The organism is Achromobacter pestifer (assembly GCF_902859625.1).
GTDB classification, from domain to species: Bacteria; Pseudomonadota; Gammaproteobacteria; order Burkholderiales; family Burkholderiaceae_B; genus Achromobacter; species Achromobacter pestifer.
On sequence record NZ_CADIJX010000002.1, the window covers coordinates 772,929 to 791,877 of the forward strand.

The following is an 18,949-nucleotide window of genomic DNA, read 5'->3' on the forward strand; positions in this document are numbered from 1 at the left end:
GCACCGGGAAGCGCGCGGGTAGGTTGGTCGGCAGCTCCGCCGCAAAGGAGCATTGAATTTGAGTAGGCGGAGGGGTTTGCCGTGAGCGGAAAGATCAGCAAGACTTGGCTGGCGGTTGCTGGCGTTGCGGTATTGGCTGGGGCCATCGGCGTGGGCTGGTGGATGGGCAAGGACAGGCAAACGGTCAATCCGACGCCGCCTCCCGCAGTAACGGCTCAAGCAACCGGCACGGCCGCACCTGCCGCACCGGATGCCAAGCCCGCGCTGCCCGCCAGCGCGACGGTCGGCGCCGCCGATCCTTTCGCGGCACTGACCTGCCAGCCGCGTCAATACAACGACGCGCTGTCGCTATCCATCACCTTCACGCAACCGGTGGACGCCAAGGCGAACCTGGAGAGCTTCCTCCAGGTGACCGATGTTGGTGCGATCTCCGGCAAGGCAGACGAAGATACCGAATCCAGCGCCGCGCCGGGCAGCCAGCCCGCCTCGGTGAAGGCAGGCGATTCCGCTCCCAAGGGCAAGATCGTCAAGGGCAGCTGGGTCGTCGGCGATAACCCGCGCATGGTGTATTTCCCCTACGTTCAACCGCAACGCAAGTACGCGATCCTGGTGCGCTCGGGTCTGCCCGGCGTAGGCGACAAGGTGGTGCTGGCTGAAACCTCGAATTGCGAGGTGAGCACCCAGGCGATGCCGCCGTCGTTCTATTTCGCCAGCCGTGGCGTCGTGCTGCCGGCAGGTCAGAACGGGGGGCTGCCCGTGGCTACGGTCAACGTGCCCGAAGTCGATGTGCAGTTCCTGCGCGTGGCGCCGGATCGTGTCCCGGAACTGTTTGAAACCGTCCTGGGCATTGGCCGCAACACGGCTGCCGAGTCCGACGAGGACGACGACGGCGGCCGCTACGACGAATCGGACTGGCGCTACTCCGACAACCGCAGCCTGAAGGGCTCGGTCAGCAACTGGGATCTGGACCGCTTGAATTCGCTGACCACCAGCGTCTATCAAGGCCGCTTCATCACCGATGACAAACCCAACCGCCGCCATGTGACGTTCCTGCCCGTTGAAGGCGTGAAGGAACTGCAAGAGCCCGGCATCTACGTTGCGGTGATGAGCCAGCCCGGCCGTTTCCGCTATGAGTACCAGGTGACGTATTTCTACGTCAGCGATATCGGTTTGCACGCGCGCCGCTACAGCGACCGCATTGAAGCCTATTCGGTGTCGCTCAAGAGCGGCCAGGCGATTTCGGGCGCAATGTTCGAACTGGTGGACGGCGGAGGCAAGACGCTGGCCAAGGCCGCAGCCGACGCGCAAGGCCATGTATTGTTTGAAGGCAGCTTCACGAACGCCCGCGTCATCCGCGCATCGCGTGACAAGGAAATGACCGTCTTGGCACTGGCCGAGCCGGCGTTGGATCTGTCCGAGTTCGACACGGGCGGCCATGTTTCCCGCCCGAACAACCTGTTCGTTTACGCCGGCCGCAATCTTTATCGTCCGGGCGAAACCTTCAACGTGTCGGTGCTGCCGCGTGACTTGGACGGCCGTGTGCTGGCCCCGTCGCCGCTTACGGCCACGATCAAGCGTCCTGATGGCCGCGTGGTGCAGACGACGTTGTGGCAGCCCAAGAAGGATCTGCCGGGCTATGTCGAGCGCGCCATTGATCTGCCGCCGGACGCCCAGACGGGTTCGTGGATGTTGGAGTTGCGTGTCGATCCCGCCTCGAAATCGCCGGATGCCTCGTGGAAGTTCCAGGTTGAGGAATTCCTGCCCGAACGCATGAAGATGACGCTGACGTCCGAGCAGGACACGCTGTCCGTGGGCGACGATCTGACCGTGGATGTGCAGGGCGACTATCTGTATGGCGCACCCGCTGCCGGCAACCGGCTGCTGTCCACGTTCCAGGTCAAGCGCGACCGCTTTGCCCTGGCTCAGCAATGGCCGGGCTTCATCTTCGGAGACGTGGCTGATGATTCGCGCCGCATGTTCGGAGAACTGCCTGAAGCGGCGCTGGATGACAAGGGCTATGCACAGTTGGAAGTGCCTTCAAGCACGGCCGGCACGCATTCACCCATGAAAATTCGGGTGTCCGCCAGCCTGCTGGAATCGGGCGGCCGCCCGGTGGTGCGTTCCATCGAGCGCAGCGTCTGGCCTGCTGACAAACTGATTGGCGTGCGTCCCGACTTTGACAGCGACGTCGCGCGTGAAGGCAAGCCGGCCACGTTTGAAGTGATCCGCGCGAACGCGCAAGGCAAGATCGAACCGCTGGCTCAGGCACAAGTGCGCCTGTACCGTGAGGAACGTCAGTACTACTGGCGCTTTGACGACCAGCGTGGCTGGAATAGCGGCTATACCGAAACAGACGAACTGGTCGACTCGCGTGAAATCGCGTTGAAGGACCGTACTCAGCTGACCGTGCCGCTCAAGTGGGGCCGTTATCGCCTGGAAATCGCGGATCCGGAAACGGGTGAAACCCTGCGCTATCGCTTCTATGCAGGCTGGAACGCACAGGACGCGGACGCGATGGGCAATCGCCCCGATCGCGTGCAGATGAAGCTGGAAGGCGCACCGGTCAAGCCCGGCGACACCGTCAAGCTGACCCTGACGCCGCCGCATGACGGCCAGGCGCTGATCACCGTTGAAGGTGATCGCATGTTGTGGTCGACGTGGGTGGCCGTGAAGGCGACGGGCACGCAAGTCGAGATCCCCATCAACAAGGATTGGAAGCGTCACGACCTGTACGTGGCCGCGGCGGTGTTCCGCCCGGGCAGCGAAGGGGACCGCGTGACGCCGGCGCGCGCACTGGGCTTGACGTTCCTGCCGATCGCCAGCGGTGATCGCAAGCTGGACGTCAAACTGACGGCGCCTGCCAAGACCGAACCCGAAACCAAGACGACCGTGCGCGTCAAGGTGGATGGCGCGCAGGGCAAGCAAGCCACGGTGACGTTGTCGGCCGTGGATGTGGGCATCCTGAACATCAACCAGTACAAGACGCCCGACCCGTTGGACTTCTTCTTTGGCAAGCACCGCTACGCGCCCGAATTGCTGGACATGTACGGCAAGCTGATTGAGAAGATGGACGGCACCAAGGGCAAGCTGAAGTGGGGCGGCGACGCCGCCATGCGCGGCGACAGCAAGAGCCTGCCCAAGAAGGTCAAGCTGGTCGACCTGTTCTCGGGTCCGGTGACGCTGAACGCGCAGGGCGAAGCGGACATTCCGCTGGACCTGCCCGACTTCAACGGCACGCTGCGCCTGATGGCCGTGGCCTTCACGCCGGACAACTACGGCAGCACCGACGCCGAAATGGTCGTGGCGGCGCCGATCGTGGCCGAGCTGAATACGCCGCGCTTCGTCACCCCGGGCGACCAGGCGGCGATTGCGCTGGACGTGACCAACCTGAGCGGCGCCGAGCAAAAGGTGACGATCAAACTCGAGGCGCTGGATCCGTTGGCGATTCCTGATGGCGTGCGTACCGTGACGCTCAAGGACAAGCAACGCATGACGCTGCGCTTTAACGCCACCACCACCGGCTCGTACGGCCTGGGCCTGATCCGCCTGACGGTTGACGGGCAGGGCGGTGCCAAGCCCGTGCACATCGTGCGCGAGTCGGTGTTGCAGGTGCAGCCGGCGTATGCGGGCGAACGCCAAGTGCGCCGCGTGCGCCTGAATCCGGGCGAAACGAACGTGCCGCAAGCGTCGTGGGTGTCTGGCTACTATCCTGATTCGGCCACCATCAGCATGACCGTGTCGAATCGGCCGCCGATCAACGTCAACCGCCTGGTACAGGGCCTGCTGACGTATCCCTATGGCTGCACCGAGCAAACCATCAGCTCGGCATTGCCGTGGGTCATGATTGACGACGCCACCGCCAAGCAGTTCGGCTTGAAGCCTCACTCGCAAGCGGAACGCGCGGCCAAGGTGGCTGGCGCGGTCGGACGCTTGTCGGGCATGCGTAACGCCGTGGGTTCCTATAACTTGTGGAGCGGTTCGACTTCGCGCGATGTGTGGCTGACGGCCTATGCCGTGGGCTTCCTGCAAGATGCGCGCGACAAGGGCTTTGAAGTGCCCGAGGCCGCGCTGGACCGTTCGCGCCAGTGGCTGCTGGAGCAAGTGCAGCAGACCGCCAACGGCTTTGGCGTGTGGTCGGCCAATCTGCGCCGCAATGTCGAAGCCGGCCGCATCGACGGCAGCGACGCCAACGTCCTGCGTGAAGACCATCGCCGCTTTGCCGGCCTGGCCACCGCCGCGCTGGCACTGGCGCGCGACAAGAAGGCGCCGCTGTCCACCGTGCGTCAGCTGTTCGACAACTACCAGGAGCGCGCGCGCTCGCCGTTGCCGCTGATCCAGCTGGCGGCTGCATTCAAGCTGATGGGCGACGAAGGGCGCATGAAGTCCGCGCTGGACGCCGCCATGACGCGCGAATATGGCTTCCCGCGCCGCAACTACAACGCCGTCTATGACGAATGGCTGGGCGACTACGGCAGCAGCGTGCGTGACTATGCGCTGGGCTATGCCGTGGCGAACCAGTACGGCCTGAAGCATGAACGCCTGGACAACATGCTGACGCAGCTGACCTCGCGCCTGGGCAATCGCTCGTATCTGTCCACACAGGAACAAATGTCCCTGCTGCTGGCAGCCCGCACGATTGGCGGCGACAAGGGCACGCCGTGGGAAGCCGCGCTGACCATCGGCGGCAAGGCCAAGCCGCTTGACGGCGGCACGAGTGATCAGATGGTGTCGCTGTCGGCGGCCGATCTGGCCAATACGCAACTGGTCAACACGGGTTCGCAGTCGTTGTTTGTCGAATATGACATCCAAGGCAGCCCGATGGTCGCGCCCAAGCCGCGCAACGATGTCATCCAGCTCAAGCGCGGTTGGTACCGCCCGGACGGCCGTCCGTGGGATGGTGGCACCTTGCAGACGGGCGACATGATGGTGGTGTGGGTGCAGGCCAGCGCCAACCAGAACATTCCTGATGCCTTGATCGAGGACCGCGTGCCGGCAGGCTTTGAAGTCGAGAACCTGAACCTGTCGCAAAGCCCCGAGATGCAGGAATGGACGATTGGCGGACGCCGCGTGGCCGAAGCCATGTCGGACTCCAACATCAAGCATCGCGAGTTCCGCGACGACCGTTACGTGGCCGCCGTGTCTCTGGGCCGTGGCAAGGTGGACGTGTTCTATCTGGTGCGTGTCGTGACGCCGGGCCGCTACGCGGTGCCGTCGACGGTGGCCGAGGATATGTATCGTCCCGAAATCCGCGGCGTGGGTGAGCAATGGAGCACGGTCGAAATCCGCGATCGCGGCGCCAAGCGTCCTTGACCGCCGCCGCCACCCCCGTGACGGGCGCACAGCGCGCCCGTCGCTGGCGGCGGCGCGGCATCATCGCGGCCAGCGTGTTGTTTGCGCTGGCCGCGTTGTTATTCGTGCTGGACCGCCTGTATCCGCTTCCCGCCATCGACTCGGGCGGAGCGGCCGTCGTCGTTGCCGCCGACGGCACGCCGTTGCGCAACTATCCCAGCCGTGATGGCATCTGGCGCTATCCGGTCAAGCCAAGCCAGGTATCCCCGCATTATCTGGATACGCTGCTGACCTACGAGGACCGCTGGTTCTATTGGCACCCCGGAGTGAATCCCGTGTCGCTCGTGCGCGCGGGTTGGCAATGGGCCACCAACCGCCGCATTGTGTCGGGCGGGTCCACGTTGACCATGCAGGTGGCCCGGCTGATCGACCCGCAACTGGCCGGCAAGCCGTCGCGGTCGATGTCCGCAAAATTGCGACAAGCCTGGCGTGCTGTGCAGCTGGAAATGCACTACAGCAAGGATGAGATCCTGTCCCTGTACCTGACCCATGCGCCGATGGGCGGCATCGTGGAGGGCGTGGAAATGGGATCGCGCCTGTGGCTGGGCAAGCCCGCCCGCGACTTGGGGCCAGCTGAGGCCGCCATGCTGACCGCCTTGCCCCAGGCACCTTCGCGCTTGCGTCCCGACCGCCATCCCGAAGCGGCGCAAGCCGCCCGCGACAAGGTGCTGGACCGCATGGCCGAGTTGGGCCGTTGGACACCGGAAGACGTCGCCGATGCCAAGATCGAAAACGTGATTGCACCGCCGCTGCGGGCGCGCTGGCTGGCGCCGCTGGCAGCGCAACGCTTGTTGCAGGAAGCGGGCGGAAAATCCGTCGCGCGCCGGCCGGGGCAGCGCCCGCCGCTGGTTACGTCCACCCTGGACGCCGATATGCAGGCGTCGGTGGAGCGCATGTTGCTGGATCGGGTGGACGGCTTGCCGCCCAAGGTGTCGATGGCGGTGTTGGTCATGGACAACGATACGCTGGAGGTCAAGGCCTACGCCGGATCCGCCGATTTTTCCGACGATACCCGTTACGCCCATGTGGATATGGTGCGCGGCGTGCGTTCGCCGGGTTCTACTCTGAAGCCGTTTTTGTATGCACAGGCGCTGGACGAAGGCCTGATCCATTCCGAAAGCCTGCTGATCGACGCGCCCATGTCGTTCGGGGGGTATGCGCCGGGCAATTTCCAGGCGTCGTTTTCGGGGCCGGTCAGTGTGGCGCAGGCATTGCAACGGTCGCTGAATGTGCCTGCGGTGGACCTGCTGGACCGCGTTGGGCCCGTCAGTTTTGCCTCGGTTATGCTGGCTGGCGGCGTCCGGTTACGTTTGCCCGCGGGTGCCGAACCAAATTTGAGCTTGATTTTGGGCGGGGGTGGCACCACATTGGAAGAACTGGTCGGCGCTTATCGGGCGTTGGCCCGGGACGGGATCTCCGGCCGGCCGCGTTTACGTGCGGAGCAGCCCAAGATTGAGTCCCGTATGATGAGCGCGGGAGCCGCCTGGATTGTCCGCGATATTCTGGAAGGTGGCGGGCATCCCGACCGGCCGTTTTATCAGTCGGGCAGTCCGGCGCGGCGGCTGGCCTGGAAGACCGGAACCAGCTTCGGATTCCGGGATGCCTGGGCGATTGGAGTGACCGACAGGTGGACGCTTGGCGTCTGGGTCGGCCGCCCCGATGGCACACCGAACCCCGGATTTTTCGGGGCGAATGTGGCAGCGCCCCTGTTGCAGGATATTGTGGCGGCGTTGCCGGAAGGCGCGCAGCAGGTCCGTAGCCGGCCCGAAACGGTGCAGGCGGCCGTGACATGCTGGCCATTGGGTTACCGGTTGGGCAGCGGGCCGACGGGGGAATGCCCCGAACAGCGCGCGGCCTGGCTGCTGAACGAAACGGCGCCGCCGTCTTTTGCCGGCTATGCCGACGCCACGCAAGGGCCGTTGCGCTTGGGTGGCGTGGCGAACGGTTCGGTGTTGCGGCCCGTGCCTGGCAGCAGGCAGGTGGCAGTGGATGTGGAAGTGCAGGGCGCCGAAGGCGAAGTATGGTGGATGCTTGATGGGCGCGTGGTGAATCACGGCGCGTCAGGTCATCCGTTTAAATTAGTGCTGGCGCAAGACGGCCGGTATACGCTTACCGTCATGGACACACAAGGCCGTCACGACAGAGTGGTTTTTGAAATCTCTGGCGTTACGCCATGATCGGCATAGAATATGAATCGTGTATTTGACCGCTTCGATGCAATACGGAGGAAGCGTGATTTCTCAAGAGCTTGAAGTTAGCCTGCATATGGCTTTCGTCGAGGCCCGTTCGGCCCGGCACGAATTTATTACCGTCGAGCACCTGCTGTTGGCACTGCTCGATAACGCTTCGGCAGTCGAGGTTCTGCGCGCTTGCGCGGCGAACCTGGACGATTTGCGCCGCAACCTGCGCCAGTTCGTCTCGGAGAACACGCCCGTGATCCCCAGCGGCGCCGAGGTCGACACGCAGCCGACGCTGGGCTTCCAGCGCGTGATTCAACGCGCGATCATGCATGTTTCCGCAGGTGGCACCGGTAAGAAACCGGTCACAGGCGCAAACGTGCTGGTGGCCATTTTCGGCGAAAAGGATTCTCACGCTGTGTACTACCTGCAACAGCAGGGCGTGACACGGCTGGATGTGGTCAATTTCCTGTCGCATGGCATTACCAAACAGCCCCAGGTGGAGTCCGCCGCCGTGCAGAAAGAGCAGCAGACCAATGGTGAAGAGCAGGGCGAATCGCGTCAGTCTCCGCTGGATCAGTACGCGACCGACCTGAACGCCGCCGCGCTGGCGGGCCGCATCGATCCCCTGATCGGACGCGAGCACGAAGTCGAGCGCGTCATCCAGGTGTTGTGCCGCCGCCGCAAGAACAACCCGTTGCTGGTCGGCGAGGCCGGGGTGGGCAAGACCGCCATCGCCGAAGGCCTGGCCTGGCGCATCACGCGCGGCGAAGTGCCGGAAATCCTGCAAGCGGCCCAGGTCTTTTCGCTGGACATGGGCGCACTGCTGGCCGGCACCAAGTATCGCGGCGATTTTGAACAGCGTCTGAAGGGCGTGCTCAAGCAAATTCGCGGTAATCCCGATGCCATCCTGTTCATCGATGAAATCCACACGCTGATCGGGGCCGGTTCGGCCTCCGGCGGTACGCTGGATGCGTCCAATCTGCTGAAGCCGGCTCTGTCTTCCGGGCAGCTCAAGTGTATTGGCGCCACCACGTATACGGAATACCGTGGCGTCTTTGAAAAGGATCACGCGCTGTCGCGCCGGTTCCAGAAGATTGACGTGCCGGAGCCCAGCGTCGAGCAGACCGTGCAGATCCTGCGTGGGCTGAAGAGCCGCTTTGAAGAACACCATAGCGTCCGTTATTCGGCTGCGGCCCTGTCGGCTGCCGCGGAACTGTCGGCCCGCTTCATCAATGACCGTCATCTGCCTGACAAGGCGATCGACGTGATCGACGAGGCCGGTGCCGCCCAGCGGCTGCTGCCGCGTTCGCGCCAGAAGAAAGTGATTGGCAAGGTGGACATCGAGAACATCGTGTCCAAGATCGCGCGCATTCCGCCGCAATCGGTGTCCAACGACGACCGCAGCAAGCTGGCCACGCTGGACCGCGACCTTAAAACGGTCGTCTTCGGCCAGGACGGCGCGATTGACGCGCTGGCCGCCGCCATCAAGATGGCGCGGTCGGGTCTGGGTAAGCCGGAAAAGCCGATTGGCGCCTTCCTGTTGTCTGGCCCCACCGGTGTGGGCAAGACCGAAGTGGCGCGTCAACTGGCCTTCACGCTGGGCGTCGAGCTGCTGCGTTTCGATATGTCGGAATACATGGAACGCCATGCGGTGTCGCGCCTGATCGGTGCGCCTCCGGGCTATGTCGGATTCGACCAGGGCGGTCTGTTGACCGAAGCCATCACGAAGCAGCCGCATTGCGTGTTGCTGCTGGATGAAATCGAAAAGGCGCACCCGGATGTATTCAACATCCTGCTCCAGGTCATGGACCACGGCACGCTGACCGACAACAACGGCCGCAAGGCGGACTTCCGTAACGTCATCCTCATCATGACGACGAACGCGGGCGCCGAAACCTTGAACCGTCCGTCGATCGGTTTTGCCAATTCGCGGATGCTGGGCGACGAAATGGCGGAAATCCGCCGTATGTTCACGCCTGAATTCCGTAACCGTCTTGATGCGATCATTCCGTTCGCCGCGTTGGACCGCGAGGTCATCCTGCGCGTGGTGGACAAGTTCCTCATGCAACTGGAAGACCAGCTGCATGAGCGCCGCGTGGAAGCCGTATTCACGACGCGACTGCGCGAACACCTAGCCAAGGAGGGGTTCGACCCGCTCATGGGCGCACGTCCCATGCAACGTCTTATCCAGGACACCATCCGCCGCGCGCTAGCCGACGAGCTGCTGTTCGGCAAGTTGGTTGATGGCGGATCGGTCACGGTAGACCTGGATGATGCGGGCAAGGTGACGCTGGACTTCGACGACAGCGGCAAGCCGCCTTCGTCGGATGCGCCGGATAAGCAGGAAGTCGAACTGATCGATTGATGACCGCGGAACGCCAGCCGCTGATTGAGTGCGAACATTGCGCAAGCGTTTATCGCCGATATCAGCTTGAACCTGGCGAGACCGCCAATTGCGCCCGCTGCGGAGCCATACTCTGGCGCTACAGCGGGCTTACTTTGTCCAATTGGCTGGCCCTCGCCATCTCTGCCCTGATTGTCTTCGGGGTGGCCAACGCCTATCCGGTCGCTTCGATGTCCGTGCAGGGCATGGTGCAAGAAGCCTCCTTGCTGGACGCCATATCCATTACCTGGCGCCAAGGCCATTGGGTCGTCGCCGTCATGACGGGGCTGGCCGGCTTTGCGCTGCCGCTGATGCAGCTGCTCGTGCTGCTATGGGTGCTGGGCCCGCTGTCACAAGGCCGGGAACCGGTGGCGTTTCGCGGCGCCATGCGTTTGCTGGGCGCGTTGCGGCCGTGGTGCATGGTGCCCGTGTTCCTGCTGGGCGTGCTGGTGGCGGTGGTGAAGCTGGCCGGCATGGCCGCGGTGCTGCCCGGCATTGGGCTAGGCGCCTTTGGCGTGCTGACCATCTTCCTGACGATACTTGGGCGCTTGTCGCCGCACGTGCTGTGGCGCTATGCGGAAACCGTCAACGTGGTGCCCGTGCACGTGCCGGAAAGCGGGCCCGATACCGTTCTGGCCGGCTGCCATGTGTGCGGCCAGGTGCAGGCCCTGCCGCGTGACGCGGATCCTGAAGAAGAACACCATTGCGTGCGCTGCGAAGCCGTGGTGCATTACCGCAAGCCGGATCACCTGGCCCGCACTTGGGCGCTGCTGCTGGCGGCGGTGGTGTTTTATATTCCCGCCAACGTGCTGCCGGTCATGCAAGTCAGTTCGGTGCTGGGCGATAGCGCCCATACCATTCTGGGCGGAGTGGTCGAGCTCTGGCAGATGGGTTCGTGGGACATTGCGCTGATCGTCTTCATCGCCAGCGTGGCCGTGCCGCTGACCAAGCTGTTGGCATTGATTCTGCTGCTGTTGACCGAGCAGTGGCGCAGCACGACCAATTTGCGTCCCCGCACCCGCCTGTATCAAATGGTGGAGTTCATTGGCCAATGGTCCATGCTGGATGTTTTTGTCGTTATATTGCTGGCGGCGCTGGCCGATTTTCAGGGGCTGATGGAGATCAGCGCTGGCGCGGGCGCTGCGGCCTTTGGCGTGGTCGTGATTCTGACCATGTTGGCGGCCATGAGTTTTGACCTTCGCCGCAGTTGGGATCTGGAAGGCGTAAGCGAGATTGATGCACCTGAAGTCGAGGGGCGGGCGCGTCCCGCCCAGGTGCCGCAGCAGGTGGCACCCGTAACAAGCAAAGAAGTGGGTTAGCGGTACCGTGGTTCTCCTGCTTAAGAATAAAAAGGAAAGTTGATGTCCGACCAAGCTCCTGGATCTGGCGAAGAGAAGTATCAAACGCCGACCATTTCGCGCAAGCAGAAGAGCCGGATCTCATGGATCTGGCTGGTGCCCATCGTGGCGGCGCTGATGGGCTTATCGCTAGTCGTGCGCACGTGGATGCAGGCGGGTCCGGACATCACCATTTCATTCAATACCGCCGACGGGCTGGAGGTCGGCAAGACCCGGCTGCGCTTCAAGGACGTGAACATCGGCACGGTGAAGTCCATCGGTTTCAATGAGGATCGCAGCAAGGTGGTCGTGCAGGCCGAGCTGGCCAAGGAAGTGGCGGATCTGGCGCGCGAAGGCACCAATTTCTGGGTGGTCCGGCCGCGGCTCGACGTGAGCGGGGTGTCGGGCCTGGGTACACTGTTGTCCGGCGCCTACATTGGCGTGGATGCGGTTGAAGGCAAGAACGGTTCAAGCAGCAAGGCCACCAAGCTCAACTTCGAGGGCCTGGAGATTCCCCCTGCGGTCACGCATGACCGCGCGGGCAAGCGCTTCATGCTGAAAGCGTCCGACCTGGGTTCGCTGGACATTGGTTCGCCGGTGTATTTCCGCCGCATCAATGTGGGCCGCGTGATCGGCTATGCACTGGACAAGACCGGCAATGCCGTCAATGTCGAGGTGTTCGTGGACGCGCCCAATGATCAATTCGTGACCAACGGCACACGCTTCTGGAACGCCAGCGGCGTGGACTTCAGTGTGAACGCGGACGGTCTGAAAGTACGCACGCAATCGCTGGTGTCGATGGCGGTGGGCGGCGTGGCGTTCGAGCCGGTTCAGAGCGCGCGCGATGGCAACACACAGGCGCCGGCCGATGCCAATTTCGACCTGTACGAGACGGAAGCCGCCGCCAAGGCCAACCCGGATGGCGAGGCGTTCCCGATCCGCATGCGCTTTGACCAGTCGATTCGCGGGCTCTCGGTCGGTGCGCCGATCGACTTCAGCGGCATCACCCTGGGCAACGTCACGCAGATCAACCTGGACTTCGATCCGGTCACCAAGCGCTTCTATTCGCTGGTGGACGCCACGCTGTACCCGGAACGCCTGGGCCGGGTGTATGAAGAGGTGCGCGACCGTGCCGTCAAGGACGGTGATGTGGCCGGCAACCGCCTGTTGGGCGTGATGATCAAGCATGGACTGCGTGCACAGCTGCGCACCTCCAACTTGCTGACGGGCCAACTGTACGTGGTGCTGGACGATTTCCCGAATGCCAAGCCGGTGGAGTTCAAGCCTTCCGACCCTGCCTTGATCCCGACGATTCCGGGCAATCTGGATCAGTTGCAGCAGCAGGTCAGCAACATCGTCGCCAAGATCGAGAAGATTCCGTTCGACAAGATCGGGGAGGATTTGCGCACCACGCTGTCCAGCACCTCCAAGCTGATGAACCGCCTGGACAAGCAGGTGGCTCCCGAAGCGCAGAACATGTTGAAGCAGGCCAAGGAATCCATGGCGAACATCAATGCGATGCTGGCGTCGGACGCTTCCTTGCCGGTCAATACTGAAAAGGCGATGCAGGAATTGGGCCGCGCGGCGCGTTCGTTGCGCGCACTGGCCGACTTCCTGCAATCGAACCCCGAAGCCTTGCTGCGTGGCCGTGGCAATGACCCGATTCCCGGCGCAGGCCCTGTCAGGAACTGAAGAATCATGACTATTTCTCCGATGCGTTCTGTCCTGTCCCTGCTGGTGCTGGGAGCGGCCCTGGCGGGTTGCGGCTCGTCGCCGCCCGTGCACTACTACACGTTGCAAGGTCCGGCGGCGCCGGCATCGGCAGCCTCGGGGGCGCCTGCCAACTTCCTGATCGAAGTCCAACCGGTCAGCCTGTCGACCCAGGCGGATCAGCCGCAATTGATGGTGCGCACGGGCGACGGCAGTGTGTCCGCGCTGTATTCCGAACGCTGGAGTTCGCCGCTGGGCGACGAATTGCGTGGGGCGCTGTCGGACGCGCTGAAGCGTGAACTGGGCGCGCTGGATGTGCAAATGGTCAAGCCTGGCCCCGCGGCGCCGGTTTGGCGGGTGCAGACGGATGTGCAGCGTTTTGAGCTCGTGTCGGGCAGCATGGCCCAGCTGGACGCTACGTGGCGGGTGCGGCCGGTCAACATGAAGGGCGCTGGCCTGTTGTGCCGCAGCGTGGTCACCGAGACGGTTGCGGAAACGGGTATCCCCGCGTTGATCGCCGCGCAGCAGCGTGCGGTGGTCAGCCTGGCTGGCGTGATGGCCTCGGCGATCCGTGGCCAGACCCCGGCGGGCTCGGGCTCCGTGCAGATGTTGGGTTGCTCGGCCCTGAAAGACTGAGAAACTCGCGTGATCTCAAGCGGTTAACCAAGGGTTAACCTTAATACAAACGCGGTTGCAACCTGTCTAGCATACGGTCCTACCCATGCGGAATTCCGTTCGGAACCCGTATTACCTTTGCCATGCGACAGGAAGCAATCTCTTATGGCCAGCACGACCCTTGGCGTCAAAGTCGATGACGCACTACGCGACCGCCTGAAGGCAGCCGCGCACAAGCTCAATTGCACGCCGCATTGGCTGCACAAGCAGGCAATCCTTGCCTACCTGGACAAGATCGAGCGCGGCCACCTGCCCGCCGAAATGTCGCATCTGGGTATCGACGCGGGCGTGGATGATGAGGCTAATGACAGCCAATTGGCGCCCGTCCCGCCGTTCTATGAGTTTGGCCAGGACGTGCAGCCGCAGTCCGTGCTGCGCGCTGCGATCACCGCGGCCTACCGTCGTCCCGAGCCGGAGTGCGTGCCGCTGTTGCTGGGCCAGGCGCGCATGCCCAATCTGGAAAAGGTGCATGCGATGGCCTCGGATCTCGTCAAGAAGCTGCGCGGCAAGCGCAGCGGCGGCGGGGTGGAAGGGCTGATCCAGGAATTTTCCTTGTCCAGTCAGGAAGGCGTGGCGCTGATGTGCCTGGCCGAAGCGCTGCTGCGGATTCCGGATCGGGCCACGCGCGACGCGCTGATCCGCGACAAGGTTGCCCGTGGCGACTGGAAGTCCCACATGGGCGGCTCGCAATCGCTGTTCGTCAACGCCGCCACCTGGGGGCTGATGATCACCGGCAAGCTGGTGGCCGTGAGCAGCGAGCAGTCGTTGTCCAAGGCGCTGACCCGCCTGATCGGCAAAGGCGGCGAACCGCTGGTGCGCAAGGGCGTGAACATGGCCATGCGCATGATGGGCGAACAGTTCGTGTCGGGCCAGACGATCTCTGAAGCGCTGGCCAACAACCGCAAGATGGAAGCGCGCGGGTTCCGTTATTCGTATGACATGCTGGGCGAAGCCGCGACCACGGCTGAAGACGCCGACCGCTACTACGCTTCGTATGAACAAGCCATTCATGCCATCGGCAAGGCCGCGGCCGGCCGGGGCATCTACGAAGGTCCGGGCATTTCGATCAAGTTGTCGGCGTTGCATCCGCGCTATTCCCGCAGCCAGCGCGAACGGGTCATCGCCGAGCTGCTGCCGCGTGTGAAGGCGCTGACGGCCTTGGCTCGCAGCTACGACATCGGCCTGAACATCGATGCGGAAGAGGCCGATCGTCTGGAAATCTCGCTCGACTTGCTGGAGGCGCTCTGCTTCGCCCCTGAGCTCGACGGCTGGAACGGTATCGGATTCGTCATCCAGGCCTATCAGAAGCGCGCGCCGTTCGTGATCGACTATGTGATTGATCTGGCCCGCCGCAGCCGCCACCGCGTGATGGTGCGTCTGGTGAAAGGGGCGTACTGGGACAGCGAGATCAAGCGCGCCCAGGTGGATGGCCTGGAAGGCTATCCCGTCTATACCCGCAAGCTGTACACCGACGTGGCCTATCTGGCGTGTGCCCGCAAGCTGCTGGGCGCACCGGAAGCGGTGTACCCGCAGTTCGCCACGCACAACGCCTACACCGTGGCGGCCATCTATCAACTGGCTGGTCAGAACTACTATCCCGGCCAGTACGAATTCCAGTGCCTGCACGGCATGGGCGAGCCGCTGTACGACGAAGTGGTCGGCTCGCTGGCCCAGGGCAAGCTGAACCGTCCCTGCCGCATCTACGCACCGGTCGGCACGCATGAAACGCTGTTGGCCTACCTGGTACGCCGCCTGTTGGAAAACGGCGCGAACACCTCTTTCGTGAACTTGATCGGCGACGACAGCATTCCGGTGGAGACGTTGGTGGCCGATCCGGTCGAAGCCGCCGCGCGCATCGTGCCGTTGGGGGCGCCGCACGAGAAAATCGCGCTGCCTCGCGAACTCTATGGCAATCCGCAGCAAGGCGCCCGCGCCAACTCGGCAGGCCTGGATCTCACCAACGAACATCGGCTGGGCTCGCTGTCCGCGGCGTTGCTGGCCAGCGCCGGCACACCGTGGCGCGCGGGTCCGATGCTGGGCGACGGCGACCATGCCTGGGACGCGGCCCGCGCCATCGAAGTGCGCAATCCCGCCAACCTGCGTGACGTCGTGGGCCACGTGGTTGAAGCACAAGCCGACGAGGCCGATGCCGCCCTGCGCGCCGCCGCCAATACGGCGCCCATCTGGCAGTCGACTCCGGTCGCGGAGCGGGCGCAGTGCCTGCGCCGTGCGGCCCAATTGCTGGAAGAGCAAATGCAGACCCTGTTGGGCCTGATCGTGCGCGAAGCCGGCAAATCATTGCCCAACGCCATCGCCGAAGTGCGCGAGGCCGTGGACTTCCTGCGCTACTACGCCGACCAGGCCGAACAGGAATTCAGCAATGACACGCACCGTCCGCTGGGCACCGTGCTGTGCATCAGCCCCTGGAACTTCCCGCTGGCCATCTTCACGGGCCAAGTCGCGGCCGCGTTGGCCGCCGGCAATACCGTCGTGGCCAAGCCCGCGGAACAGACCCCGCTGATCGCCGCGCAAGCCGTGGCCATCCTGCGCGCGGCCGGCGTGCCCGTCGGCGCCGTGCAATTGCTGCCGGGCCGTGGCGAAACCGTGGGGGCCCAGCTGGTGGCCAGTCCGGGCGTGCGCGGCGTGATGTTCACGGGGTCGACCGATGTGGCGCGCATCATCGCGCGCACGCTGGCCGACCGCCTGGATGACGACGGCCACACCATTCCGCTGATCGCCGAAACGGGTGGTCAGAACGCCATGGTGGTGGATTCGTCCGCGCTGTCCGAACAGGTGGTGTTCGATGTATTGAGCTCGGCCTTCGATTCCGCCGGCCAGCGCTGTTCGGCGCTGCGTGTGCTGTGCGTGCAGGAAGACAACGCCGATCACGTGCTGACGATGCTGCGCGGCGCCATGCGCGAGCTCAGCGTGGGCAATCCGGATCGCCTGTCGGTGGATGTGGGACCGGTGATCGATACTGAAGCGCGCAATGGCATCCAGCGTCACATCGAGACGATGCGCACGGCGGGGCATCGCGTGGACCAAGTGGAGCTGAACGGCGAATGCCGCCATGGCACCTTTGTGGCGCCCACCATCATCGAGATCGATCACATCAGCGAGCTGACGCGCGAAGTGTTCGGCCCGGTGCTGCACGTGGTGCGCTACCAGCGCGACGAGCTGGATGCCTTGCTGGATGCGATCAACGGCACCGGCTACGGTCTGACTTTCGGCGTGCATACGCGCATTGATGAAACGATCGCGCATGTGACGGGGCAGGTTCACGCCGGCAACGTCTACGTCAATCGCAATATCGTGGGCGCGGTCGTGGGCGTGCAGCCCTTTGGCGGGGAATGCCTGTCTGGCACCGGCCCCAAGGCGGGCGGCCCGTTGTACATGTACCGCCTGCTGGGCACCCGCCCGGCAGGGCTGCCGCCGGCGCTGGATGCCGCCGCGCCGCTGCCGCAGCGCATGGCTTTGCCCGGCCCGACCGGCGAGACCAACACCTATCTGGTCGAGCCGCGTGGCGCCGTCTATTGCGTGGCGGCCACCGAGGCCGGTGCGCGCGCGCAGTGGTCGGTGGCCCGCCTGACGGGCAACCACGCCTGGTTCGCCGACACGCCGGCCGCCCAGGCGCTGCTGGCGACGCTGGATGCCGAGCAGCAGGGGCAGGCAGGCATTTTGGTCGACGACGAGGTCGATCAGGCGGACTACCAGGCCGTGCTGTTTGAAGGCGATGGCGATGCGTTACAGGCACTGAACCAGCGCATTGCGCAGCGTCCGGGGGCGATCCTCTCGGTGCATGGCCTGACCTCCGACGCCTTGGCCGCAGGCGCGGCTTATGTGCCGGAACGCTTGCTGACGGAACGCTCCATCAGCGTCAATACTGCCGCGGCAGGGGGCAACGCCAGCCTCATGACGATCGGTTGAGCGTCACCAGGAGGTAATCCTCTGGGGACCGAGGGTTATCTCCAATATCGTGTGGGGTTGCACTGGAAGCAAAATCCGGTCGCACCTCAAGTCTGGATGTCGCAACCCGGCATCCGGACTTTGCAGAAAATGCATGCGCAGGACCTGGTCACCGCCGGGCCTGCGGTAGTAAAAGAAACCAAAAGCCTGGCTAAAAGCTCAGGTATAACAAGGCTTAAGTCCGACACCCCGGAGGATTCCCCATGAAGTTCCGCACCACTTTGAAGCTTCTCGCCGCCAGCATCGCCGCCGTCGGCATGACGGCCGCCGCCCACGCCGCCGACATCAAGCTTGGCTTTGCCGCGCCGCTGACCGGCCCGCAATCGCACTATGGCGAAGACATGCAGAACGGCCTGAACCTGGCCCTGGAAGAAGCCAACAAGAAGGGCATCAAGGTTGATGGCCAGCCCGCCAAGTTCGTGCTGGTTTCACGTGATGACCAGGCCGATCCGCGCGTTGGCGTGCAGGTGGCGCAGCAACTGGTCGACCAGGACGTCGTGGGTATCCTGGGCCACTTCAACTCCGGCACGACGATCCCCGCGTCGCGTGTCTACCATGAGGCCGGTCTGCCCCAGATCGCCATGGCGACGTCGCCTGAATACACCAAGCAAGGCTACGAAACCACGTTCCGCATGATGACCAGCGACACCCAGCAGGGCGCCGCGGTGGGCAAATTCATGGTGCAGAATCTGAAGGCCAAGAAGGTTGCGATCATCGATGACCGCACCGCCTACGGCCAAGGCCTGGCTGATGAAGTTGAAAAGGCCGTCAAGGCTGCGGGCGGCGAAGTGGTTCGCCGTGAATACACGACCGACAAGGCGAATGACTTCACCGCCATCCTGACCAACATCAAGGGCTCCGCCCCTGACGCGATTTTCTACGGCGGCCTGGATGCGCAGTCCGGCCCGATGAAGCGCCAGTTGGCCACGCTGGGCCTGAAGGCGCCGCTGGTGTCGGGCGAAATGACCCGTAGCGACACCTTCATCAAGCTGGCTGGCGATGCGGCGGATGGCACGTTCGCGTCGTTGGCGGGTGTGCCGTTGGACAAGATGGCCGCCGGCAAGGACTTCGAGCAGCGCTATCAGGCGCGTTTCAAGAAGGCCCCTGGCGTCTATGCTCCGTACGCCTATGACGGCGCCTGGAACATGATCACGGCCATCGAGCAGGCCGGTTCGGCCAAGCCCGAGAAGTACCTGCCCGTGCTGGCCAAGCTGGACCGCAAGGGCGCCACCAGCGAGCACATTTCCTATGATGCCAAGGGCGATCTGAAGGAAATCTCGGTCACCATCTACGAAGTCAAGAATGGCAAGTGGGAGATGGTTGAAACGATGGTCAGCCAAGCCAACTAA

At 63.8% G+C, this 18,949-nt stretch carries 8 protein-coding genes; all 8 read left to right on the top strand.

Annotated elements, in window-relative coordinates:
• Window positions 1–81: 81 nt before the first annotated feature.
• The 8 genes from HV753_RS10335 (at window position 82) to HV753_RS10370 (ending at window position 18,949) form a co-directional block, all read left to right on the top strand.
• A complete protein-coding gene (locus HV753_RS10335) occupies window positions 82–5,310 on the top strand; it encodes an alpha-2-macroglobulin family protein (RefSeq protein ID WP_175174351.1) in 5,229 nt (1,742 codons plus the stop codon).
• Complete coding sequence (pbpC, locus tag HV753_RS10340) at window positions 5,307–7,526, top strand: penicillin-binding protein 1C (RefSeq protein ID WP_175174352.1); 2,220 nt, start codon at window positions 5,307–5,309, stop codon at window positions 7,524–7,526. The genes HV753_RS10335 and pbpC overlap by 4 nt, the downstream gene beginning before the upstream one ends.
• A gap of 55 nt (window positions 7,527–7,581) precedes the next feature.
• On the top strand, window positions 7,582–9,894 hold the full coding sequence (gene clpA / locus HV753_RS10345) for an ATP-dependent Clp protease ATP-binding subunit ClpA (RefSeq protein ID WP_175174353.1): 2,313 nt from the start codon (window positions 7,582–7,584) through the stop codon (window positions 9,892–9,894).
• The gene (locus HV753_RS10350) at window positions 9,894–11,231 is read left to right on the top strand and encodes a paraquat-inducible protein A (RefSeq protein ID WP_175174354.1); all 1,338 of its coding nucleotides are present in this window, start codon (window positions 9,894–9,896) and stop codon (window positions 11,229–11,231) included. Before clpA ends, HV753_RS10350 begins: the two co-directional genes overlap by 1 nt.
• Before the next feature lie 42 nt (window positions 11,232–11,273).
• The gene (locus tag HV753_RS10355) at window positions 11,274–12,941 is read left to right on the top strand and encodes a PqiB family protein (RefSeq protein ID WP_175174355.1); all 1,668 of its coding nucleotides are present in this window, start codon (window positions 11,274–11,276) and stop codon (window positions 12,939–12,941) included.
• A 6-nt stretch (window positions 12,942–12,947) separates the two neighbouring features.
• On the top strand, window positions 12,948–13,595 hold the full coding sequence (locus HV753_RS10360; RefSeq protein ID WP_425485884.1) for a PqiC family protein: 648 nt from the start codon (window positions 12,948–12,950) through the stop codon (window positions 13,593–13,595).
• Between the two features lie 144 nt (window positions 13,596–13,739).
• Complete coding sequence (putA, locus tag HV753_RS10365) at window positions 13,740–17,561, top strand: trifunctional transcriptional regulator/proline dehydrogenase/L-glutamate gamma-semialdehyde dehydrogenase (protein WP_175174356.1); 3,822 nt, start codon at window positions 13,740–13,742, stop codon at window positions 17,559–17,561.
• 242 nt (window positions 17,562–17,803) lie between these two features.
• Window positions 17,804–18,949, top strand: a complete 1,146-nt coding sequence (locus tag HV753_RS10370; protein ID WP_175174357.1) for a branched-chain amino acid ABC transporter substrate-binding protein — start codon at window positions 17,804–17,806, stop codon at window positions 18,947–18,949.

What these genes read in the sequence shown, in the direction of transcription:
- HV753_RS10350 (WP_175174354.1), top strand. Translation starts at nt 9,894, where the DNA reads ATGACCGCGGAACGCCAGCCGCTGATTGAGTGCGAACATTGCGCAAGC.
- HV753_RS10355 (WP_175174355.1), top strand. Translation starts at nt 11,274, where the DNA reads ATGTCCGACCAAGCTCCTGGATCTGGCGAAGAGAAGTATCAAACGCCG.
- HV753_RS10360 (WP_425485884.1), top strand. Translation starts at nt 12,948, where the DNA reads ATGACTATTTCTCCGATGCGTTCTGTCCTGTCCCTGCTGGTGCTGGGA.
- putA (WP_175174356.1), top strand. Translation starts at nt 13,740, where the DNA reads ATGGCCAGCACGACCCTTGGCGTCAAAGTCGATGACGCACTACGCGAC.
- HV753_RS10370 (WP_175174357.1), top strand. Translation starts at nt 17,804, where the DNA reads ATGAAGTTCCGCACCACTTTGAAGCTTCTCGCCGCCAGCATCGCCGCC.